At 71.8% G+C, this 22049-nt stretch carries 22 protein-coding genes; 12 read left to right on the top strand and 10 right to left on the bottom strand.

Translation table 11 applies throughout. From position 1 onward, the window contains the following. The first annotated feature begins 157 nt into the window (after nucleotides 1–157). Together OHB49_RS29460 and OHB49_RS29455 are read left to right on the top strand one after the other, a co-directional pair. Complete coding sequence (locus OHB49_RS29460; protein ID WP_329164021.1) at nucleotides 158–997, top strand: DUF5336 domain-containing protein; 840 nt, start codon at nucleotides 158–160, stop codon at nucleotides 995–997. 113 nt (nucleotides 998–1110) lie between these two features. Continuing rightward, nucleotides 1111–2124 (top strand): LLM class F420-dependent oxidoreductase, encoded by a 1014-nt coding sequence (locus OHB49_RS29455; RefSeq protein ID WP_030970487.1) that lies wholly within the window; start codon nucleotides 1111–1113, stop codon nucleotides 2122–2124. 9 nt (nucleotides 2125–2133) lie between these two features. On the opposite strand, the gene OHB49_RS29450 is transcribed toward OHB49_RS29455, so the two are convergent. Together OHB49_RS29450 and OHB49_RS29445 are read right to left on the bottom strand one after the other, a co-directional pair. After that, on the bottom strand, nucleotides 2134–2910 hold the full coding sequence (locus tag OHB49_RS29450; protein ID WP_329164020.1) for a maleylpyruvate isomerase family mycothiol-dependent enzyme: 777 nt from the start codon (nucleotides 2908–2910) through the stop codon (nucleotides 2134–2136). A 40-nt stretch (nucleotides 2911–2950) separates the two neighbouring features. Next, complete coding sequence (locus OHB49_RS29445; protein WP_329164019.1) at nucleotides 2951–3502, bottom strand: hypothetical protein; 552 nt, start codon at nucleotides 3500–3502, stop codon at nucleotides 2951–2953. 153 nt (nucleotides 3503–3655) lie between these two features. Here OHB49_RS29445 and OHB49_RS29440 point away from each other — a divergent pair, with 153 nt between their 5' ends. Further along, nucleotides 3656–3949, top strand: coding sequence for a hypothetical protein (locus OHB49_RS29440; RefSeq protein WP_030970483.1), 294 nt, complete (start codon nucleotides 3656–3658; stop codon nucleotides 3947–3949). A gap of 28 nt (nucleotides 3950–3977) precedes the next feature. Here the strand turns inward: OHB49_RS29440 and OHB49_RS29435 are convergent, their stop codons facing one another. The 3 genes from OHB49_RS29435 to OHB49_RS29425 all read right to left on the bottom strand — a co-directional run bounded on the left by OHB49_RS29435 (nucleotide 3978) and on the right by OHB49_RS29425 (nucleotide 7224). Further along, nucleotides 3978–5057, bottom strand: coding sequence for a prenyltransferase (locus tag OHB49_RS29435; RefSeq protein ID WP_329164018.1), 1080 nt, complete (start codon nucleotides 5055–5057; stop codon nucleotides 3978–3980). Beyond that, nucleotides 5054–5827: a class I SAM-dependent methyltransferase gene (locus OHB49_RS29430; RefSeq protein WP_030970479.1), complete on the bottom strand. Its 774-nt coding sequence runs from the start codon at nucleotides 5825–5827 to the stop codon at nucleotides 5054–5056. Before OHB49_RS29430 ends, OHB49_RS29435 begins: the two co-directional genes overlap by 4 nt. Before the next feature lie 62 nt (nucleotides 5828–5889). After that, complete coding sequence (locus OHB49_RS29425) at nucleotides 5890–7224, bottom strand: glycosyltransferase family 4 protein (RefSeq protein ID WP_329164017.1); 1335 nt, start codon at nucleotides 7222–7224, stop codon at nucleotides 5890–5892. A gap of 228 nt (nucleotides 7225–7452) precedes the next feature. On the opposite strand from OHB49_RS29425, the gene OHB49_RS29420 reads away from it, so the two are divergent. The 8 genes from OHB49_RS29420 to OHB49_RS29385 all read left to right on the top strand — a co-directional run bounded on the left by OHB49_RS29420 (nucleotide 7453) and on the right by OHB49_RS29385 (nucleotide 14430). Beyond that, nucleotides 7453–8064, top strand: coding sequence for a TetR family transcriptional regulator (locus OHB49_RS29420; RefSeq protein ID WP_030970475.1), 612 nt, complete (start codon nucleotides 7453–7455; stop codon nucleotides 8062–8064). Nucleotides 8065–8145: 81 nt separating this feature from the next. After that, nucleotides 8146–8493 (top strand): DUF4190 domain-containing protein, encoded by a 348-nt coding sequence (locus OHB49_RS29415; protein WP_329164016.1) that lies wholly within the window; start codon nucleotides 8146–8148, stop codon nucleotides 8491–8493. A gap of 208 nt (nucleotides 8494–8701) precedes the next feature. Beyond that, nucleotides 8702–9949: a substrate-binding domain-containing protein gene (locus OHB49_RS29410; protein ID WP_030970471.1), complete on the top strand. Its 1248-nt coding sequence runs from the start codon at nucleotides 8702–8704 to the stop codon at nucleotides 9947–9949. Between the two features lie 3 nt (nucleotides 9950–9952). Next, nucleotides 9953–10744, top strand: coding sequence for an ABC transporter ATP-binding protein (locus tag OHB49_RS29405; RefSeq protein ID WP_329164015.1), 792 nt, complete (start codon nucleotides 9953–9955; stop codon nucleotides 10742–10744). After that, a complete protein-coding gene (locus OHB49_RS29400) occupies nucleotides 10741–11487 on the top strand; it encodes an ABC transporter ATP-binding protein (protein ID WP_329164014.1) in 747 nt (248 codons plus the stop codon). Before OHB49_RS29405 ends, OHB49_RS29400 begins: the two co-directional genes overlap by 4 nt. Further along, nucleotides 11487–12374 carry a branched-chain amino acid ABC transporter permease gene (locus OHB49_RS29395; RefSeq protein ID WP_030970464.1) on the top strand — a complete coding sequence of 296 codons (888 nt, stop codon included), beginning with the start codon at nucleotides 11487–11489 and terminating at the stop codon, nucleotides 12372–12374. Before OHB49_RS29400 ends, OHB49_RS29395 begins: the two co-directional genes overlap by 1 nt. Then, entirely contained in the window at nucleotides 12371–13528 is a 1158-nt protein-coding gene (locus tag OHB49_RS29390; RefSeq protein WP_030970463.1) for a branched-chain amino acid ABC transporter permease, read from the top strand. The genes OHB49_RS29395 and OHB49_RS29390 overlap by 4 nt, the downstream gene beginning before the upstream one ends. Continuing rightward, a complete protein-coding gene (locus tag OHB49_RS29385; protein ID WP_329164013.1) occupies nucleotides 13525–14430 on the top strand; it encodes an alpha/beta fold hydrolase in 906 nt (301 codons plus the stop codon). The genes OHB49_RS29390 and OHB49_RS29385 overlap by 4 nt, the downstream gene beginning before the upstream one ends. Before the next feature lie 110 nt (nucleotides 14431–14540). Here OHB49_RS29385 and OHB49_RS29380 read toward each other — a convergent pair whose 3' ends face one another. From OHB49_RS29380 to OHB49_RS29370, 3 genes are all read right to left on the bottom strand, one after another. Beyond that, complete coding sequence (locus OHB49_RS29380) at nucleotides 14541–16520, bottom strand: helix-turn-helix domain-containing protein (protein ID WP_329164012.1); 1980 nt, start codon at nucleotides 16518–16520, stop codon at nucleotides 14541–14543. A 44-nt stretch (nucleotides 16521–16564) separates the two neighbouring features. Continuing rightward, entirely contained in the window at nucleotides 16565–17398 is an 834-nt protein-coding gene (locus OHB49_RS29375) for a 3-hydroxybutyrate dehydrogenase (RefSeq protein WP_329164011.1), read from the bottom strand. 96 nt (nucleotides 17399–17494) lie between these two features. Then, entirely contained in the window at nucleotides 17495–18481 is a 987-nt protein-coding gene (locus tag OHB49_RS29370; RefSeq protein ID WP_329164010.1) for an aldo/keto reductase, read from the bottom strand. Nucleotides 18482–18716: 235 nt separating this feature from the next. Between OHB49_RS29370 and OHB49_RS29365 the strand changes: the two genes are divergently transcribed. Further along, the gene (locus tag OHB49_RS29365; protein ID WP_329164009.1) at nucleotides 18717–20192 is read left to right on the top strand and encodes an extracellular catalytic domain type 1 short-chain-length polyhydroxyalkanoate depolymerase; all 1476 of its coding nucleotides are present in this window, start codon (nucleotides 18717–18719) and stop codon (nucleotides 20190–20192) included. 79 nt (nucleotides 20193–20271) lie between these two features. Here OHB49_RS29365 and OHB49_RS29360 read toward each other — a convergent pair whose 3' ends face one another. Beyond that, on the bottom strand, nucleotides 20272–20505 hold the full coding sequence (locus tag OHB49_RS29360; RefSeq protein WP_030970453.1) for a ferredoxin: 234 nt from the start codon (nucleotides 20503–20505) through the stop codon (nucleotides 20272–20274). Next, nucleotides 20505–21986, bottom strand: a complete 1482-nt coding sequence (locus tag OHB49_RS29355) for an aldehyde dehydrogenase (protein ID WP_030970451.1) — start codon at nucleotides 21984–21986, stop codon at nucleotides 20505–20507. Before OHB49_RS29355 ends, OHB49_RS29360 begins: the two co-directional genes overlap by 1 nt. Nucleotides 21987–22049 lie beyond the last annotated feature (63 nt).

Genomic DNA, 22049 nt, shown 5'->3' with positions numbered 1-22049 from the left:
GGATGACCGCGCAACGTCCGGGCCGGGACACAACCCGTCCGGGCAGACGATAGATTCATCCGTACGGTGGGGAGCCGCCTCCGAGCTTCGCGCCGTGCCCGCCGTACCGGCGGCAGCGACGACCGCCCCGACGAGACGACCGACTAAGGACCTTCACGTGAATATCCGCTCCCTCACTCGAGGCGATGGCGTGGTGATCGGCGCAGCGGTGGTGCTGTTCATCGCCTCTTTCCTCGACCTCGCCGGCATCGACTGCCCTGCGGGCCTCAACTGCTCCAGCTTCGACGCCCCGAATGCCTGGGACGCGCTCGGGGTCCTCATGAGCGTCTTCCTGGCCGGAATCATCGGTGCGGTGCTGGTGGTTGTGGGCCGCGCCATGCCGAGCCGCAAGGTTGTCGGCCTCGATCTCGGTCAATTCGGAGCCGCCTTCTGCGTCTTCGCGCTGTGGACGGCCTTCTGGACGACCATCGACGCCAGCGACGCGGGTACCGGCCTGATCCTCGGCCTGCTCGCGACCATCGTGCTCGCCGGCGGCGCGGTCGCGACGCCGCTCGTCCCGGCGCTCAAGGCTCCCCTGATGGGCGCCCCGCGTCCGCAGGCCGTGCAGTCGCCGTACGGTGGCCAGCCGCAGCCGGGCCAGGGTTACGGCTACCCCGGCGCCCAGCAGCAGCCGTACGGTGCCCAGCCGGGTCAGCCGCAGCCGTACGGTGCGCAGCCGCAGCCCGGTCAGCCCGATCCCGCCATGGCGCACGCGCCGCAGGCGCAGCAGGCCCCGCAGGGCGGCTCGGCGCCGGCCGGCGACTTCACGCCGTTCTGGTTCGCGGTGCCGGTGGCCCGTCCGCTGTACGGCGAGGACGGTTCGCCGAGCCCGATCGCCGAACTGGCGCCGGGCACCTGGTACCTCGCGGTGGAGCAGCGTGGTCCGGGCCTCATCGCCCAGACCCAGGACGGCCGTCGCGGTGTGCTTCAGGACACCACGGGCATTCAGCGCGGCTGACCGCAGCCACTTTCCACCGGCCCCTCGCCCCTTCCGGGCGGGGGGCCGCTGTCGTACCCTCCGTCCGTGCGGATCGAACTGACGCATCGTCATACATGGTCGGAGGGACCGTCATGCGGCTCGGACTCGCTCTCGGCTACTGGGGCCGCGGCCCGAACCCAGCCCATCTGGAGCTCGCCCGCGAGGCGGAGCGGCTGGGCTACGACTCGGTGTGGACGGCGGAGGCCTGGGGCTCCGACGCCTTCACCCCCCTGACCTGGATCGCCGCCCACACCTCTCGCATCCGGCTCGGCACCGGCATCGCGCAGATGGCGGCGCGTACCCCGACCGCGACCGCCATGCACGCACTGACTCTCGACCATCTCTCCGGCGGCCGGATGATGCTCGGGCTCGGGCTCTCCGGGCCGCAGGTGGTGGAGGGCTGGTACGGGCGCCCGTTCCCGAAGAGTCCACTGACCGCCACCCGCGAGTACGTCGAGATCATCCGGCAAGTGCTCAGGCGTGAGGCCCCTGTTGAACTGGCCGGACGCTTCCACTCGCATCCGTACACCGGTCCGGACGCGACCGGCCTCGGCAAGCCGCTGAAGCCGATCACCCATCCGCTGCGAGCCGGGCTGCCCGTGCTGCTGGGCGCGGAGGGGCCGAAGAACATCGCGCAGACGACGCGGATCGCGGACGGCTGGCTGCCGCTGTACTGGTCGCCGCAGCGCACCGATGTGTACGAGGCCTCGCTGGCCGGTCTCCCCGACGGCTTCATGATCGCGCCGATGGCCCGCGCGCACGTCTGTGACGACGTCGCGGAGGGGTTGCTGCCGGTGAAGGCGATGCTCGGTTTCTACATCGGAGGGATGGGTCATGCCGCCCGCAACTTCCATGCCGATCTGATGGCCCGGATGGGCTTCGGGGAGGAGGCGCGGCGGATCCAGCGGCTGTTCCTGGAGGGCCGCAAGGAGGAGGCGGTGCTGGCCGTGCCGGACGCGTTCGCCGACGAGATCTCGCTCGTCGGACCACGGAAACGGATCGCGGAGCGGCTGGAGTTGTGGCGCAAGGGCCCGGTGACCGACCTGCTGATCACGGCACCGGATCCCCACACGCTGCGCGTACTGGCAGACCTCAACAACGCCTGAGCGCCCGCCTCATGCGAACGTCGCCCGCTCCAGCCAGAAGTCCAGCAGCTCCCGCTCCCCCAGCACCTCGACGCGACCGCTGTCCACGCCCTCCCGCCGGTTGAACACCAGCATCAGATCGGTCAGCGTCCCGCGCACCGCGACCGTCGCCTTCTCGTGCGCCCGCCGCCAGGTGAACCCGTCGTCGCCGAACTCGATCAGCCACTCCGCCCCGGGCGTGTCCGTGGCATGCAGATGAAGGGACCTTCCGGCCCCCCGGAGCTCCACGGCCTCCCTGTCCCCCTCGGACTGCGCGAAGGCGACGATCTCCAGCCATTCGTCGATCGTGTCGGCCGCCAGCTCGGGCGCCACCGTGTAGTCGGCGTTCACCGTGACGGCCGCATCCGCGCGGTGGACGACCGTCTCGTGGGCCATGCGCCGCGCCCAGAATCCGGTGCTCCGGTCCCATGCCCAGGCCCAGACCGGCTGCCCGGCACCGGCCTCGCGCAGGGCGGCGACGGTCTTCGCGGCCCCGTCAGCCAGCCACGCGTCGAGCACCGCGGGGTCGTCGCCGTCCGGCGTGAACTGCGGCACCCGCTCGTCCGGGACCGCCTCGGTCGCCCGGGTACGGACGATCTCGTAGACCCAGCGGTGGGCGCCACCGACGTGGACCGCGAGGTCGCGCAGCGTCCACTCGGGGCAGGTCGGAACCTTCGCACCGAGGTCCGCACCGCTGATCACGGCTCTCAGCCCATCGGTCTGACGGAGGATCTCTTCGCAGTAGTGGTCGTGTGCCAGAAGCGTCATGACGGCACCCTATTGCTCGTGTGACGCCTCCCCCATGCGGTTATCCACCGAGCTGGGAGGCGGACGGCACCTTGTCCTTCACCTCGGCGCCCGCACTCTTGCCGGCGTCCTTGATGTTGGTGATGACGTCCTCGAAGGCGCCGACATCCCCCGCGCCCGCCTGGCCGCTGCGCAGCTTGGTGCCCATCCCCTTGAGCGACTCGATGCCCGCCGTCAGCGGTGCGACCGCCTTCGACAGCAGCGGATCGCCCTTGGCGTTCTCCGCTGCCGCCTTGAGCCTGTTGTAGGCGAAGCCGCCCGCGAGCCCGGCCTTGACCAGCGCGAACGTCCGTCCGTCCGCACCCTTCTTGAACTTGCCCGCACGGTACGGCTTGATGATCCACTGGTAGGTCGCGCCCGCAGCGAGCCCGGCGTTGGCTACGAACCGCGTCTTGGCGAGCTTCTGCTTCTGCGCCGACGCCGTACCGCTCGGTGACGCGGAGGCGCTCGCGCCGGTGCCGGAGTCGTTGCCGCACGCCGTGGCGCTCACCAGTACGGTGCAGGACAACAGCAGCGCCACGAACAGACGGCGGAGCGGTACGGAACTGGGCACAGCGGGCCTCCCTGACGGGGCACATCAACGGCGAGTTCGGCGGTGGGTGCCGCAGTGCGGCACGCCCTGCCAGGCTCACCCGGGTCCGTGTGCCGCGCCACTCAGGGGGTGCCGACCGGGTTTCGGACCGCGGAAAACGGCAACCCGATATCCATGTCTCCTGGAATAGGCACGAGAAGCAGCACCGCCGCACGTGTCATAGCCGTGGTGGCCGATGTCATGGCCTTCATCATCGGCTTGTGGATCCTGATGTACCTGCTGGACGCGAACCGGGGCAACGACCTCGTGGCCTTCGTCAAGAACGCCGCCCGCTGGCTGGCCGGCTGGTCGTACGACCTGTTCACGTTCGACGAGGCCTGGGCGCGGGTCGTCTCCGGATACGGCCTCGCAGCCATCGTCTATCTTTTCATCGGACACGCGGTGGCGGGCCGGATCCGGCGTCCGTGACCCCACGGCCCGGCCGTTGGGCCCGCCCCTAGGGGGCGGCGCAGCAGTCCGGCTCCAGGCCCGTCGGCAGCCGTTCGCCGCCGAAGACCGCGACGGTCGCCTCGTCGCCCCCCAGGGCGGCCACGGCGAGCAGCAGCGATCCGGCGGTCCAGGTGGTGAGTTCCTCCGGCCAGAACGCCCGGTTGCCCTCGAAGACGTACCCCGTCCAGTACATGCCGCCCTCGGCGCGCAGATGCTGGATGGACTGGAGGATCTCCAGGGCCCGGTCGGACTCCCCCATCACCCAGAGGGCCAGGGCGAGTTCGCAGCTTTCGCCGCCCGTCACCCAAGGGTTGGGCAGCACGCAGCGCACCCCGAGGCCGGGGACGACGAAACGGTCCCAGGCTTCCTCCATCCGCTCCTTGGCGGCCGCTCCGGTGAGCGCGCCGCCGAGGACCGGGTAGTACCAGTCCATCGAGTAGCGGCTCTTGTCGAGGAAGCGTTCGGGGTGGCTGCGGATCGCGTGCGCGAGCGCGCCGGTCGCCAGCTCCCAGTCCGGCTGCGGCTCCTCGCGCTGCTCGGCGATGGCGAGTGCGCAGCGCAGTGCCTGGTGGATGGAGGAGCTGCCGGTCAGCAGTGCGTCGTCGACGGGGGTGCCGTCGGGTTCGCGCTTCCAGCCGATCTGGCCGCCGGGCTGCTGGAGCCGCAGGACGAATTCGACGGCCGCGTACACGGTCGGCCACATCCGGTCGATGAACCCGTCGTCGCCGGTGGCGAGGTAGTGGTGCCAGACGCCGACGGCCACGTACGCGCAGAAGTTGGACTCCAGGCCCCGGTCGGTCGGCCGGTCCGGGTCGCCGTCGTGGTAGGCGGCGTACCAGGAGCCGTCCTTGTTCTGGTGCCGGGCCAGCCACTCGTACGCGCGTTCCGCGGCGGCGTGCTCTCCCGCGGCGTCGAGGGCCATGGCGGCCTCGGTGTGGTCCCACGGGTCGAGGTGGTGGCCTCGGAACCAGGGCAGCGCACCGTCCTCGCGCTGGACGGCGAGCAGCGCGGCGACGGTCTCCGTCGCCTGCTCCGCGGTGAGCACTCCGGGCAGCACGAGGTGTTCGGTCTGCTCGGGAGTGGTCACGCCTCGGCCTTCGAAAGGTCATTCGCGGCAGCCGCAGCGGCCTTGGGCAGGTGCGGCTTGGTGGCGTACGCGACGAAGCTCTTGCCGACGACCGGGTTGAGCAGCTGCTCGGCGACCCGGGTGACGGCGGGCTTCTTCATGATGTCCCAGACCAGCAGCTTGTGGTACGCACGGACCGGCAGCGCTGCGTCCTTGCCGTCGCGGCCGACTCCGAATGCGCACTTGAGCCACCAGTACGGGGAGTGCAGCGCGTGCGCGTGGTGGGTGCCGTACGGCTTGAGGCCGGCGCCGCGGATCTTGCCGAGGAGCTCGTCGGCCCTGTAGATGCGGATGTGGCCGCCCTCGACCTCGTGGTACGCGTCGGAGAGCGTCCAGCAGACCTTCTCGGGGCCGTACCGCGGCACGGTGATCGCGATCCTGCCGCCCGGCTTGAGGACCCGGACCATCTCCGCGAGCACGCCCTTGTCGTCGGGGATGTGCTCCATCACCTCGGAGATGATGACGACGTCGAAGGACTCGTCGGGGAACGGCAGGTTGAGCGCGTCGCCCTCCATCGCGGTGGCGGTGGCGCCCGCGGGGGCCTCTCCGGCCTCCTTCATCGCCGCGAACCACTTCGCGACCTCGCGGATCTCCTCGCCGTTCCGGTCGAGTGCCACGACCTGGGCGCCGCGCCGGTAGCACTCGAAGGCGTGGCGTCCGGCGCCGCAGCCCAGGTCGAGCACTCGGTCGCCTGCGGCGAGCGGGAAGCGGGTGAAGTCCACGGTCAGCACAAGTGCCTGCTTTCGCGGTCGAGGGGTTCAGGGGGCGGGGACAGCGGGGGCGGGCTGCGGGGTCACCGTCGGCCGCCGGGTTGCGTGGTGACGGCGCGGGCTGCGATCGCCTGCCGGTAGAGCTCCGCGGTGCCGATGGCCGCCTGCTTCCAGGTGAACCGGGCCAGCACCCGGGCGCGGCCCGCGGCGCCGAGCCGGGCCCGCAGTTCCGGGTCGCCGAGCAGCCGGGCGAGCGCGGCGGCCAGGGCCCCGGCGTCGGCGGGCCGCACGGCCAGACAGGTCTCGCCGTCCGGACCCGCGACCTCGGGGATCGCCCCGCCGGTGGTCGCGACGAGCGGGGTGCCGGTGGCCATGGCCTCGGCGGCGGGCAGCGAGAACCCTTCGTACAGCGAGGGGACGCAGGCGACCTCGGCGCTGCGCACCAGGTCGACGAGTTCGGCGTCGCTGATGCCCTTGACGAACCGGACGGCGTCCTGGAGTCCGTACCGCTCGATGGCGTGCGCGACGGGTCCGTCCTCGGCCCGCTTGCCGACGACCACGAGGTGCGCCTGTGGGTTCTCGGTACGGAGTTTGGCGAGCGCCTCGACGAGGTGGACAAGGCCCTTCAGCGGGACGTCGGCGCTGGAGGTGGTGACGATCCGGCCGGGCACCTCGGCGACCGACGGGTCGGGCGACCACAGGTCGGTGTCCGCGCCGATGTGCACGACATGGATCCGGTCCTGCCCCACGCCGAGATGGTCGACGATCTCCTGCTTGGAGGAGCCGGAGACGGTGAGCACCGACGGCAGCCGGCGTGCCACCCGCTTCTGCATGCGGGTGAAGGCGTACCAGCGGCGTACGGAGGCGCGGCGGCGACGGCTGCCGGCGGCGTCCAGCTCCAGCTGCCGGTCGACGGTGATGGGGTGGTGGATGGTGGTGACGAGCGGGGCACCGAGGTCCGCCAACAGCCCGTACCCGAGGGTCTGGTTGTCGTGGATGACGTCGAACTGGCCGCGACGGGCGGCGAGATGGCGGCGGGCACGCAGGCTGAAGGTGAGCGGTTCCGGGAAGCCGCCGGTCCACATGGTGGCGACCTCGGCGGCGTCGATCCAGTCCCGGTACTCGCCGCGCTTCGGGGTGCGGAACGGGTCGGGCTGGCGGTAGAGGTCCAGGCTCGGCAACTCGGTGAGCGGGACGCCCTCGTCGAGCACAGGATAGGGCTGGGCGCCGATCACTTCGACGCTGTGGCCAAGGCGGGCGAGCTCGCGACCGAGATGGCGTACGTAGACACCCTGGCCGCCGCAGAAGGGGTTGCCCTTGTAGGTGAGGAGTGCGATGCGCAACGGTCGCCCGCCGACGGCGGCGGCCGACGTGTCACTGCCCGTGCGGGGGCCCGTCTCTATGGCCTCAGCGGTCACACTCGGCCCCCTTCTCACTGCGTGTTCGCCGGAGCGTAACCGCTCACGCTAATCTAGAACAAGTTTCAGACTGGATCGTTCAATGAGCTACGAATCTACCGGCAGGTAGCGTCGGCGCAACGGCCGGATCAGGTGATTCGCGCCACGACCGGCACCCTGGCATGCTGTGCGCCGCCGGGAGCCCACGCGCCTCCTCCGGTTGCGGACAGAAGCCATGGATGGGGACACATGACAGCGGAAGCCAAGCCGGCATCGCCGCCCCTGACGGAACGGCAGGAGGCCCGCCGCCGCCGCATCCTGCACGCCAGCGCCCAGCTCGCCAGCAGGGGCGGGTTCGAGGCGGTGCAGATGCGCGAGGTGGCGGAGGCCGCCGGGGTCGCCCTGGGCACGCTGTACCGGTACTTCCCGTCCAAGATCCATCTGCTGGTCGCCACCATGCAGGACCAGCTCCAGCACATGCACGGGACGCTGCGCAAACGGCCTCCGGCCGGGGACGACGCGGCCCAGCGGGTCGCCGACACACTGATGCGGGCGTTCCGCGCGCTGCAGCGCGAACCGCATCTGGCGGACGCGATGGTGCGGGCGCTGACCTTCGCGGACCGCAGCGTGAGCCCCGAGGTGGACACCGTCTCGCGGCTCACGACGGCGATCATCCTGGACTCGATGGGGCTGGAGCACCCGACGCCCGAGCAGCTCTCCGCGGTCCGGGTCATCGAGCACACCTGGCACTCGGCGCTGATCACCTGGCTGTCGGGACGGGCGTCGATCGCCCAGGTGAAGATAGACATCGAGACGGTGTGCCGGCTGATCGACGTGACGGCACCCCCGGAAGCGTCCTAAGGGCTGTCCCCGCAGCCCTGTCCGAAAGGGTCGCAGATCTCTCCTAGCATGGTCATGACCAGCAAAGAAGGAGAGGAAGACATGGCTGACACATCAGGTGCGGCAGGCGGCACGGCGAACACGGGGGACGCGTCGAGGTTCGCCCCCGGCATTCAGCCCGCGTACGGCCACGCGTACCCCGGGAACGCCCCGCTGCCCAGCGGCAAGGCGACGGCGTCCATGGTGCTCGGCATCCTCGGGCTGCTGCTCATACCGATCGTGCTGCCGATCATCGCGCTGTGCCTCGGCGTCTCGGCGCGGCGCATGGCGGACCGCGGCGAAGGGGGCGGCCACGGCCAGGCGACCGCCGGAATGGTGATGGGGATCGTCGGCTGCGTGTTCGCGGGCACGGGATTCGTCATGGCCACGGTCCAGGCGATCTGGTACTGACGGGCCAAGGCCGGGTCATGTCCCCGTAGGTGACGGGGTGTTGACGGGGCCGGGGCCGGGGCCGCCCCCCTTCACCCCCGGCCCCGGGCCATGTGCGGCCCGCACATGCGCACCGCCTCAGGTGGGGCGTCCTGCACCATGTCGACGGCGCCACGGTGTTCATACGGTTCGGCGACATCACAGGAATCCCGCCGAGGAGCCGGTCACCATGCGTCGCAGAGCCACAGGCACCGTCCACCACCGCAGATCCCTCTCCGCCGTCGTCACCCTGGCCGCCGCAGGACTCCTGCTGGTCGGCTGCACCGCCGCCGGGAAGGCGGGTGAGGCGGACTCCGCGTCCGGCAAGGGCGCGAAGGCCCAGACCGTCAAGGTGGGGCTGGTCTACTCCCGGACCGGGCTGCTCGCCGACTACGGGAAGCAGTACCGCGACGGGTTCATGGCAGGCCTGGACTACGCGACGAACGGCACCGGCAAGGTCGCCGGGCACCGCATCGAGGTCACCGAGCAGGACGACGCGGGCGACCCGGGCAAGGCGGTCTCCGCCGCGAAGAACCTGATCGGCAAGGGCTACAAGGTGCTCGCCGGGACCACGGACTCCGGGGTCGCCCTGCAGATGGCGCCGCTCGCCGCGCAGAACAAGGTCCTGTACGTCAGCGGGCCCGCCGCGACCGACGCCGTGACCGGGATCAACGACTACACGTTCCGCTCCGGCCGGCAGTCCTACCAGGACATCCTCACCGCCGGGACGATGCTCGGCGAGGCCGAGGGCAAGAAGGTCACCGTGCTGGCCCAGGACTCCACCTTCGGCCAGGCCAACGTCGCCGCGGTGAAGGCCGTCCTCGGTGGCAAGGGCGCGAAGGTCGGCTCCGTGCTGGCCCCGCCGAGCGCCACGGACCTGACCCCGTTCGCCCGGCAGGTGAAGGCCGCCGGACCGGATCTGGTCTTCGTGGCCTGGGCGGGTTCCACCGCCCCCGCGCTGTGGACCGCGCTGGACCAGCAGGGTGTGCTGGGTGCGTCCAAGGTCGTCACCGGGCTGGCCGGCACGGCCTCGTACCCGATCTTCGGCGCCGCCGGTTCCAAGGTCTCGTTCCTGGCGCACTACTTCCCCGGTGCGGGCGGCGGCAACGCCGTGGAGAAGTCGATGCTGGACTCGGTGGCCAAGGCGGGCGGCACCCCTGACCTGTTCACCCCCGACGGCTTCACCGCCGCGCAGATGATCGTGCACGCGGTGGAGGAGGGCAGCGCCACCGATCCCGCCGCCATGGCGAAGGCCCTGGAGGGCTGGACCTTCGACGGGGTGAAGGGCAAGGAGCAGGTGCGAGCCGAGGACCACGCCCTGATTCAGCCGATGTTCGTGGCCAAGCTGACCGGCAAGGGTGCCACCGCCGAGCCGAAACTGGTGACCACCGAGCCGATGGACAAGGTGGCGCCGCCCGCGAAGCCCTCGGCGGGCTGACCGATGGCCGCACCGGGCATCACGACGGAACACGGGAGCGGGGCGCGGAGCACCGCTCCCGTGCTCCGGCTGACCGGCCTCGGCTGGGGCGTCGGAGGGGCGACCATCGTCGAGGACATCACGCTGGACGTCCGCGAGGGCGAGTTCCTCGCCTTCATCGGCCCCAACGGGGCGGGCAAGACCTCACTGTTCAACCTGATCAGCGGGTTGACCACGGCCACGTCGGGCACCATCGCGCTGGACGGCACGGACATGACCGGCCGGCCCGCGCACGCCCGGGCCCGGCGCGGGATCGGCCGGACGTTCCAGACGTCCAGCCTCTGGCCGGGGATGAGCGTCGCCGACCACGTCCGGCTGGCCGCGCAGGCCGCCCGGGGCGGTTCGTACCGCGTGTGGCGGCGCGCTTCCCCGTACACCGACGACGTACACGGCGTACTGGAGCGCACCGGGCTCGGCCACCGCGCCGGGGCCCTGGCGTCCGAGCTGTCGCACGGCGAGAAACGGAAGCTGGAGCTGGCGGTGCTGCTGGTGGGAGAGCCGCGGCTGATGCTGCTCGACGAGCCGATGGCCGGGGTGAGCGCGGAGGAGGTCCCTGCGCTCACCGAACTGATCCGCGCCCTGCACCGGGACGAGGGCCGCACCGTCCTCATGGTCGAGCACCACATGGACGTCCTGCTGGGGCTGGCCGACCGGCTCGCCGTGATGCACCACGGCCGGCTGCTGGCGCTGGACACCCCCGAGGCCGTGACCGCCGACCCGACCGTGCAGCAGGCATACCTCGGGGAGGGGCTGTGACGACCGGAACACTTCTCGCCGTACGGGACCTGCGGGTCCTCATCGGCGGCCGGCACATCCTGCACGGGGTGGACCTGGACGTCGCCCGGCACGGGGTGACCGCGCTCCTCGGCCGGAACGGCGCCGGGAAGACCACGACCGTCCGCGGCATCCTCGGCCTCGTTCCGCGCACCGGCAGCGTCCGGCTCGACGGCGAGGAGACCGTGGCGCTGCCCACCCACACGCTGGTCCGGCGGGGCATCGGCTACGCCCCCGAGGACCGCGGCGTCTTCGCCGGGCTGACCGTGGCGGAGAACCTGCGGCTGGCCGAGCGGCGCGGGGCGGGCGAGCCGGCGTACCCGCTCGTCCATGAACTCTTCCCCGAACTGAAGCTCCGTGAGCGGCAGTTGGCCGGGACACTGTCCGGCGGTCAGCAGCAGATGGTGGCCATCGGCCGCACCCTGCTCAACGGCAACCGGCTGATCATCGCCGACGAACCCACCAAGGGACTGGCGCCCAAGGTGGTCACCGAGGTCGCCGAGGTGCTCGAGCGGGCCGCCGAGGCGGTGCCGGTGCTGCTCGTGGAACAGAACCTCGCCGTCGTACGGCGCCTGGCCACCCACTGCACCGTGCTCGCCGACGGCCGAACCGCCCACCAGGGCCCGGCCGGTGAGCTGCTGGGCGACGCGGAGGCGGCACGCCGGCTGCTGGGCGTGGGGCGCGGCCCGGCCACCGAAGCACCTTCCGTGGAGGCGGATTCCTGATGTCCACCGTCGTTCTGCTCGCCATGACCGGACTCGGTCTGGGAGCGCTCTACTTCCTGATCGCCTCCGGGCTCTCGCTGATCTTCGGCTTGATGGACGTGCTCAACTTCGCGCACGGCGCGCTGCTCTCCATCGGCGCGTACGGCACCTGGTGGGCGGCGTCCGGGAACCTGCCGGGTGCGGGCCCCGGCGGCGCGGGCTTCGTCCTCGCGGTCCTCTTCGGTACGGCGGTGGGCACGGTCGCCGCCGTGGTCCTGGAGCTCGCCGTCGTCCGCCCGCTGTACACCCGGCCGCGCGAGCAGGTGCTCGCCACGGTCGGGGTGGGGCTCGCCGTCCCGGCGCTGCTGTCGGGCATCTGGGGCTCGGACGCCCTGCGCTTCCCCGGGCCGGAGGCACTGTCCGGCACGTTCTCCCTGCTGGGCGCGGAAGTTCCGGTCAACCGCCTGGTGCTGATCGCGGCCGCGGTCGTGGTGCTGGTCGCGCTGCGGCTCTTCCTCGGGCGTACCCGGCACGGACTGGTCGTACGGGCGGGGGTCGAGGACCGGGCGATGGTTACCGCGCTCGGCATCGACGTACGGAAGGCGTTCACCCTCGTCTTCGCGATCGGCGGCTCGGCCGCCGCGCTCGGCGGGGCGCTCGGCGGGCTGTACTTCGGCTCGGTCGATCCCCGGCAGGGCACCTCGCTGCTGATCTTCGCGTTCGTCGTGGTGGTCACCGGCGGCATGGGTTCGGTGACCGGCGCCGCCGCGGCGTCCGTCGTGATCGGCCTGGTCCAGCAGTTCGCCAACTACTACACCGCAGCGGGGCTCGGCGACCTGGCCGTCGTCGTCCTGCTCGCCGCGCTGCTGCTCGTACGGCCGCGCGGACTGACGGGGAGGCTCGCGTGAGCACCGTGACCGGGACACCCGACCGCACGAGCGGGACACCGGCGGCGCCGTCCGGCGCACCGGCCGGCGCCGACACGGCCCGGCTGCTGCGCTGGTGGCCGGCCGCCGTGCTGGTGGTGCTGATCGTCGCGCCGTACAGCGCACTGCCGCTGCCGGGCCTGCTCGACGGCCCCGTCGGAAGTGCGGGAAGCCTGCAACTCCTTGCCACCTGCCTGCTGTTCGGGGCCCTGGCCACCGGCTACGACCTGCTGCTCGGCCGTACCGGGCTGCTCTCCTTCGGCCATGCGCTGTACTTCGCCGCGGGCAGCTACGCCACCAACACGATCATGCTGGAGGCAGGTCTGCCGTTCGCCGTCTCGGCCCTGGTCGGCGTCTGCTTCGGGATCGCGCTCGCTCTGGTGCTGGGGTCGGTGAGCCTGCGGGTCACCGGTATCGGCTTCTCCATGGTGACGCTGGCCTTCGCCCAGGCGGGCTCGATCCTGGTCTCCCGCAACCCCGGTGGCTTCACCGGCGGCGAGGAGGGCCGGGCCGCACCCGCCGAGCTGCTGCCGTCCGGGCTCGTGGGCATCGAGCACACGGCCAACCTGTACTGGGTCGCGCTCGGCTATCTGGTGCTCACCCTGGCCGTCGTCCACTGGGCGGTCCGCTCCCCGACCGGGCGGGTCTGGGAGGGCATCAAGGAGAACGAGCGCCGGGTGGAGGTGCTGGGGCTGAGGCCGTACGGGTTCAAGCTGACGGCCTTCGTCCTGGCCGGTGCGCTGGCGGCGCTCGGCGGACTCGTCCATCTGCTGCTCACCGGCGGCTCCACACCCCAGACGACGACCTCGGACTTCACACTGTCGCTGCTGGTGATGGTGGTGCTGGGCGGTTCGGGTACCCGCTGGGGGCCGATGGTCGGCGGCATCCTGTACACGTGGGCCGATCACCGGCTCGGCGATCTCGCCGGCTCGGGTGCGGTCGCCGACCTGCCCGCGGTGCTGCGGGTGCCGCTCTCCCAGCCGCTGTTCCTGCTCGGTGTGCTGTTCGTGGCCGTGGTACATCTGCTGCCGGGCGGGCTGGCACGGCTGCCTTCCCGGCTGGGCTCCGCACTCCGTGCACCAAGAGGCGCAACCAGAGCGGGCGCAGCAGCCCGGAAGGAGAACCCGCACTCATGACCCCGTACGAAGAGATACGTGTCCCGGTCACCGGGGGCCAGTTGGCGGCGCTGCGCTGGCCGGCCGGGGAGCCCGGTGCGCCGGTGGTCGTGGCCCTGCACGGCATCACGGCCAACGCGCTCTCCTGGGGCACGGTGGCCCGGATGCTGGCCGGACGGGTCACGCTGATCGCCCCTGATCTGCGCGGCCGGGGGGCGAGCGCCGGGCTGCCCGGCCCGTACGGGATCGCGGCACACGCCGATGACGTCGCCGCGCTGACCGAGGGGCTCGGCCTGGACCGGGTGGTGCTGGCCGGTCACTCGATGGGCGCGTTCGTGGCGGCCCTGGCCGCCGTACGGCATCCGGACCGCTTCGGTCCGCTGCTGCTCGTCGACGGCGGGGTCGGCTTCCCGGCCCCCACCCATCTGTCCCCGGACGAACTCATGACGGCGGTGATCGGCCCGGCCATGGACCGGCTGTCGATGACGTTCGCCGACCGCGTCGCCTACCGGGCGTTCTGGCAGGCGCACCCCGCGTTCGCCGGGGACGCCTGGTCACCGGAGGTCGATGCGTACATCCAGCGCGACCTGACGGGCGAGGAGCCGGCGATGCACTCCACCTGCCGGATCGAGGCGGTACGCACGGACGGGATCGGCCTCTTCGACGACGAAGTGCTCTCGGCCGTACGGAAGTTGCCGGTACCGGCGACGCTGCTGTGGGCGGCGCGCGGCCTGATGGACGAGGAGCAGGGGCTGTACGACGAGAAGCGACTGGCTGCGGCCGGCCTCGGGGACACGCGGGTGGAGCCGGTGGCGGCGCCGGACGTCAACCACTACACGGTGCTCACGGGTGGCGCGGGCGCGCAGGAGATCGCCACACGCCTGGTGGCACTGGCGAACACACCCGTCCCGGACAACGCCTGAGGACGCCCTCGGGCCCTCCCGGACACAACCCGGCCCGTCCGGCGCTCGAGGACATCTTTCGGGCCCGTCCGGCGCTCGAGGACAGAGCGGCGACAACCGGCCACCCCGGTTCACGCCCGCTCCTGGCCCCCCGCCAACAGATGCAGCCGCAGCGCCAGCTGGAGCTCCAGCGCCCGGTCCGGCTCGTTCCAGTCCCGCCCCAGCAGGACCTGGATCCGCTCCAACCGTTGCACCACCGTATTGACGTGGACGTGAAGCTCGTCCTTGGCGCGAATGAGGCTGCCACCGGCACCGAAGTACGCGCTCAGCGTGCGCACCAGATGGGTGCCACGCTGGGCGTCGTACCGCAGCAGCGGCCCCAGCGTCGCGTCGACGAAACCGTCGACGTCCTGCGCGTTGCCCAGCACCACGCCGAGGAAGCCGAGTTCGTCGACGCAGGCACCCTCACCCGTACGCCCCAGCACCCGCATCGCGCGCAGGCAGCGGGCGGCCTCCCGGTGGGCGGCGGCCAGCTCGCGCGGGCCGCGGGCCGGCCCGGTGGCGGCGACGGTGACGGGGGCCTGGACGAGCTGGCCGAGCTGGGCCGCCGCCGCCCGCGCCGCGTCACCGGCCCCCGCTTCCTCGTCGTCGCACGCGACCAACAGCACCACCGTGCCCGCGTGTTCGGCGCTCACCCCGTGGATGTCCCCGCCGAACAGGTAGCGCAGAGCGGCGGCACACAGCTTCTCCCGGGCGCCCGCCTCGGCCACCAGCAGCAGATGCGGGCGGTCCAGGTCGATGCCGAGGCGGCGGCCGCGCTCGGCGAGACCGGCCGGGTCGCGTTCCGCGTCGGTCAGCAGGTCGGTGATCAGCTCGCCGCGTATCCGGTTCTCGGTCTCGGCGACCGTGCGCCGCAGCAGGAGGAGGAGGCCGGTGACCACGGCAGCGCGTTCGAAGAGCCGCCGGTCGGAGTCGTCGAGCCGTCGGCGCTGGTGCAGAACCAGTTGGGCCAGGAGTTCCTGCCCGGCCAGTACGGCGCAGATCCACCGGCCGTCGCGGTGCACGGCGCGCGCTCCGGTGCGGGACTCCTCGGCCGTCTCGGCCAGCCATCCGGCGTCCATGCTGTCGGCGGCGAGGCCGGCGCCGTCGGGCCGGACGGCCGCCAGCGGGCGCCCGCCCGGGTCGTGAATGGTGAGCGGGGAGTCCAGCAGCCCCGCGACGGCCGTCGCGACGTCCTTGACGTCACCGCCGCGCAGCACCAGGTCGGTCAGCCGGTCGTGCGCCTCCTCGGCCCGCTGCATGGCGGCCGAGTGCTCCCGTACCGCAGCGTTGGCCTCGGCCAGTTCGGCGTTGGCGCCGGCGAGTTCGTCGAGGGCCGCGCGGGTGTCGGCGAGGGCGCGGGCGGTGTCGATCGCGATTGCGGCGTGTGCGGCGAGCGAGCAGAGCAGAGCGACCTCGTCGGGGCTGAAGACGCGCGGCGCGCGATCGGCGGCGAAGAGGACTCCGATGACCTTCCCCGTACCGCCGCGGCTGGAGCCGAGGAGCAGGGGCACACCCAGAATGGCGACGAGCCCCTCGTCCAGGACCCCGGCGTTGATGTTGCGGGTGTGGCGGAAGCGGTTGTCGGTGCGGTAGTCGGGGGTCGCGTACGGGCTCGCGGTCTGCGCGACCAGACCGCCGAGCCCGTCGCCGAGCTCCAGCCGCAGCCGCTGGAAGAGGACCGACACCGAACCGTCGGTGACCCGCATGTAGGTGTCCCCTGCCTCCTCGTCGGGGAGGGTGAGATACGCCGTGTCCGTTCCGAGCAGCATTCTGGCCCGCCGGACGATCGCCTTCAGTACGTCGTCCAGATCGCGGGAGGCCGCCAGATCGCCCGCGGTGTCGAAGAGCGCGGTGAGCTGGAGTTCGCGGCGCCGGTGCTGGCGCAGGGCGCCCCTGATCCGCAGCGCGGTGGCGGTGGCCCGCTCCACCTCGGCGAGGTCGCCCGCGGGCACACCGGCGGCCCGCGCCTCGGAGGAGACGGCGCCCAGTGCCTCGGCGGGAGCGTCCTCGGTCAGCAGGTCGAGGAGGCGACGCAGGTGGGGCGCGGCGGAGGGGGGCGGTGCAGACATGGCGGCCATCGTTCGTCGGGGATTCGATGTGTACCTGGAGAGTGTCAGTGAGCGGTCCAGCCGCCGTCCATCGCGAGCGAGGTGCCGGTGATGTGACCGGTGTGCGGTCCGCACAGCCACAGCACCGCCTCGGCGACCTCCCGGGGTTCGATGAGGCGCTTGATGGCGCTGCGTTCCAGCATCACCTTGCCCACCACTTCCTCCTCCGAGATGCCGTGCGTACGGGCCTGGTCGGCGATCTGGTTCTCGACGAGCGGCGTGCGCACGTAGCCGGGATTGACGCAGTTGCTGGTCACCCCGTGCGGTGCTGCTTCGAGAGCGACCACCTTGCTGAGTCCTTCCAGTGCGTGCTTCGCCGATACGTACGCCGATTTGTAGGGGCTGGCGCGCAGCCCGTGGACGGACGAGATGTTGACGACGCGCCCCCAGCCGCGTTCGTACATGCCGGGCAGGGTGCGGCGCAAGATGCGGAACGGTGCTTCCACCATGACGCGGTGGATCAGCGCGAACCGGTCCGGTGGGAACTCATGCACGGGAGCGACGTGCTGCAGCCCCGCGTTGTTGACCACCAGGTCCGCGTCGTCCGGCAGCGTGTCCACCGCCTCGGGTACGGACAGGTCGACCACCCAGGCCGTTCCGCCGATCCGCTCCGCCAGGCTCTTGGCCGCGTCGGCGGCCTTGTCCACCACGTACACGTGGGCGCCCGCGGCGGCGAGGGCCTCGGCGCAGGCCTGCCCGATGCCGCTCGCCGCTCCGGTCACCAGGGCGGTGCGCCCGGCCAGGAACGGATCTGCGGGCGGCGGCGACGGAGCGGCGGCGCGGGGCGGGGGAACGGTGAGCGGCGCGGGCCCGTGGACCGGGCTCTGGGGAGTCTCCATGGTCGTCACCGTAAGGAGGTCGAAGCCCACGTCACACGGGGTCGGTGCACACACCGTCGTACGTCGCCATGGTGGCGGCGTACATGGTGCGGGTGGTCAGCGGGCGGCGTCCAGTGTCGCCCGCTGCTCCGTCGTCAGCTCCAGGTCCATCGCCGCCAGGCTCTCGTCCAGCTGCGCCACCGACGAGGCGCCGACCAGCGGGACGACAGGGACCTCGCCGCCGATGAGCCAGGCCAGGACCACCTGGTTGACGGTCGCCCCGGTCTCCTCGGCCACCGTCCGCAGTGCCGCCTGCCGCGCCCGGGCGCCCGGGTGGTCGAACTCCGGGCCGAGCGGCTTGTCCGCCCGGACGTAGGCCCCGGCCAGCAGTGGCGAGTAGGCGACCGGTACGAGGGCGGGTTCGGCCCGCAGGTAGCTGAGGAGATCCCCGGCGGCCACGCCCTCCTGGCCGTCCGGTGAGCGCAGGCTCGGCAGGTCCGTGCGCTGCCGCAGATAGGTGTGGTGGTACTGGAGGACCTCGTACCCCGGCAGTCCGGCGGCCTCGGCAAGGGCCCGGGCCCGCTCCACCTGCCACGCCCAGTGGTTGCTCACGCCCAGCAGTCCCACGGTCCCTTCGGTCACCAGCTCTCCGAACGCCTCGACGGTGTCCCGCATCGGCACGCCGTGGTCCTGGACGTGCGCGTAGAGCAGGTCCAGCCTCTCGACGCCGAGGTGTTCCCGGCTCCGCTCCGCGGACTCCCGGATCACCTTCGGCGAGAGTCCCTCGATGTCGCGGGTGAAGCCGGTGGCGGGAGTGTTCGGCCGGGCACCGAGTTTGGTGGCGATGACGATCTCGTCGCCGACGCCACGGCTCCGGCGCCAGCGGCCGAGCAGCTGCTCGCTCTCCCCGCCCTGACTGCCGTCGACCCAGAACGCGTAGTTGTTCGACGTGTCGATGAAGGTGCCGCCGGCCTCGGCGTACCGGTCGAGGACGGCGAACGAGGTCGCTTCGTCGGTGAGCGTGCCCATCAGCATCGCGCCGAGGCTGAGCACGCTCACCTTGCGGCGGGTCTTCGGGTCCGTGCCGATCGTGCGGTAGCGCATTTCTGTCTCCCTCTCAACAGCCCTGGCGGATAAGGGCGTTGCTGACCGGGAGTCTGCATCCTCGAGCGCACTCGATGTCAACCTCCGCTCCTCGCCGGTGCTCGCTGCGCAAGGGCGGCGCCGCACACAGCGGGGACCGAGGGATGTCAGCCCGCCCCATGGGCGGGGACGGCCCGGACTCGTAGGTTCCGGCAACAGTCCGCACGCCCGCACGTTCCGAACAGGGAGGCCCCCCGTGCGCCCATCGATCCTGCGACGCCTGCTACGGCGCGTCGCGTCCACGGCCGTCCTCGGCCTCGTCGCGGCGACGCTGAGCACCGTGGGCGCCACGCAGCCCGCCGCTGCCGCCGGCGGCCTGCAGCAGGTCACCGGCTTCGGCACGAACCCCGGCAACCTGCAGATGTACGAGTACGCCCCCGCCGATCTGCCCGCGGGCGCACCCCTGGTCATCGCCCTGCACGGCTGTACGCAGACGGCCAACGACTACTACACCAACTCGGGCTGGCCGAAATACGCCGACCTGTGGAAGTTCGCCGTGGTCTTCCCGCAGACCACGTCCGCCAACAACTCGCTCTCCTGCTTCGGCTGGTTCGATCCGGCCGAGGACACCCGGGGCAAGGGCGAGGCCGCCTCCATCGTGCAGATGGTGGAGCACGCGAAGCAGCAGTACGGCTCCGACGGGCGGCGGGTGTACGTCACCGGCCTGTCGGCGGGCGGCGGGATGACCGCAGACCTGCTGGCCGCGTACCCGGACGTGTTCGCGGGCGGTTCCGTGGCGTCCGGTCTGCCCGCGCAGTGCGCCACCAGCCAGGCCGCCGCCTCCGGCTGCCAGACGGGCCCGCAGAAGCTGACCCCCGCCCAGTGGGGCGCCAAGGTCCGCGCCGGCTTCCCCGGCTACACCGGCCCGTGGCCTCGGGTCGCCATCTGGCAGGGCACGTCCGACTACACGGTCTACCCGGCCAACGCCACCGCGCTGCGTGACCAGTGGACCGATGTGTGGGGTATCGGCCAGACCCCGTCGAGCACCGACACCCTTCCCGGCAACACCACCCGCAGCGTCTACAACGACGCCTCCGGGAAGCCCGCGGTGGAGACGTACTCCATCTCCGGCATGGGCCACGGCCTGGCCGTCTCCCCCGGCTCGGGGACCGATCGGTGCGGGTCCACGGCCGCGTACTTCCTGAACTCGATCTGCTCGTCGTACTACACCGGTGTCTTCTGGGGGCTGGACCAGGGCACACCCGGCGGCGGCGAGAACCCGCTCCCGGCCCCGTCCGGTCTGACGGTCACCGGTGTCACGGGCACCAGTGCCGTGCTGTCCTGGAGCGCAGTGACGGGAGCCTCCTCGTACGCCGTCTACCGCAACGGCACCGAGGTCGGCCGGCCCACGTCGACGGCGTTCACCGACACGGGGCTGTCCGCCGGGACTGCGTACCGCTACACGGTGGCGGCCGTCGACGGATCGGGCGCGGCCGGTACCGTCTCGGCCGCGGTGACGGCGACCACGACCGGCGGGACGGGTGGCGGCGCCTGTTACACGGCGACCAACTACGCCCAGGTGGCGGCGGGCAGGGCGCACACCACGGGCGGCTATGTGTACGCCAACGGGTCCGAGCAGAACATGGGGCTGTACAACGTGTTCGTCACGCACACCCTGCGGGAGTCACCGGCGGGCTACTTCGTGATCGCCGACACCGGCTGCACCGCGTAGTCCCCGTCCGTCGACGGTGCGGCCCGACGGTCCCGCGTCGGGCCGCACCTCGCGCTCACGTTCCCGCGGGGCAGAGGCCTCAGTCCTCCGGCGGGAACACCACCTCGCCCGAGTCGAGCAGCGTCAGCGTGATCGCCTCGACGGGACACCCCTCCGCCGCCGCGAGCACCTGCTCGTTGGCGTCGGTCTCCGGGGCGTCCGGATGCGACTGCCGGGCGGAGTCCAGCCGGAAGCCGTCCGGGGCGTGGTTCACGCACATCCCGGAGCCGATGCAGACGCTCCGGTCGACCTCCACCTGCCAGCGGTCCCCCATCACGCCTCCTGCGGTCCGGGCTGCGCGGGCTGGTACCCGGCGGGCAGATGGATCATCTTGTGCTCGAAGTACTCGCCGTACCCCTCGGGGCCGAACTCCCGTCCCAGGCCGGAGTTCTTGTAGCCGCCGAACGGGCCGAGCATGTCGAGACTGAACGTGTTGACGCTGTACGTGCCGGTCCTGACCCGGCGTGCGATGTCGATGCCACGTTCGGTGTCGGCGGTCCAGACACTGCCGCTGAGCCCGTACTCCGAGTCGTTGGCGATCTTCACCGCCTCCGCCTCGTCGCCGTACGGCAGCAGGCAGATGACCGGGCCGAAGATCTCCTCGCGGGCGATGCGCATGGAGTTGTCGACGGATCCGAAGAGGGTCGGCTCGACGTACCAGCCACGCTCCTGGGAGGCCGGACGGCCGCCGCCCGTAAGGATCTTGGCACCTTCCTCCTGGCCGATCCGGATGTAGTCGAGGGAGCGCTGCTGCTGACGCCGCGCGACCAGCGGGCCGAGCTCGGTGGCGGGGTCGAGCGGGTCGCCGACCTTCAGCGCGCCCGCCGCGGCGGCGAACGCCTCGGCGATCTCGTCGTAGCGGGAGTGCGGGACGAGAATGCGGGTCTGGGCGACACACGCCTGGCCGTTGATCATCCAGGCGAACGGGACGATGCCCGCGACGGCCGCGTCGAGATCGGCGTCCGGGAGGATGACGGCGGCGGACTTTCCGCCCAGCTCCAGGGTGACCCGGGTGAGGTTGCGCGAAGCGACCTCCATGACCCGGCGGCCGGCCGCGACGGAGCCGGTGAACGACACCTTGTCGATGCCCGGATGCCCGACCAGGTACTCACTCACCTCGCGGTCCGCCGGGAGGATCGACAGCACGCCCTCGGGGAGCCCGGCCTCGGCGGCGATCTCGGCCAGGATGTAGGCGTCCAGGGGCGATTCGGGCGAGACCTTGAGGACGGCCGTGCAGCCGGACAGCAGCGCGGGCGCGAGTTTGGCGGCGGCGGTGAACTGCGGGACGTTCCACGGCACGACGGCCGCGACGACGCCGACCGGCTCCCGGCGCACCAGCAGCGGCCCGAGGACGCCGTCGCGCCGTTCCTCGTACGGGAAGGTACGGGCGACGGTGATCGCCGCGTCCCACACCATCATCGCGGCGAGTGCCTGCACCATCACACTGGAGCTGTACGGGGTTCCGTTCTCGGAGCTGATGACGCGGGCGATCTCCTCGTACCGCACGGCGAACGCGTCCTTGATCCGGGTGATCACCTCGATCCGCTCGTCGAGGGACGCCCGCGGCCAGGGCCCTTCGTCGAAGGCCCGGCGGGCGGCGTCGACAGCCCGGTCCACGTCCCCCTCGCAGGCGTGCGGCACCCGGCCGATGACCTGCTCGGTGTGGGGCGATATCACCTCGATGACGTCCTGGCCGAGCGGATCGACCAACTCCCCGCCGATGAACAGTTTTCCGTGTTCGACAAGCTCGGTCATGGCTGCTGCCTCCCGCGACCCGGCACGTACCGACTCCGCACCTGACTCCATACCTGACTCCGT

The organism is Streptomyces sp. NBC_01717 (genome assembly GCF_036248255.1).
Classification (GTDB): domain Bacteria; phylum Actinomycetota; class Actinomycetes; order Streptomycetales; family Streptomycetaceae; genus Streptomyces.
This window is presented reverse-complemented; position numbering and strand designations above follow the sequence as displayed.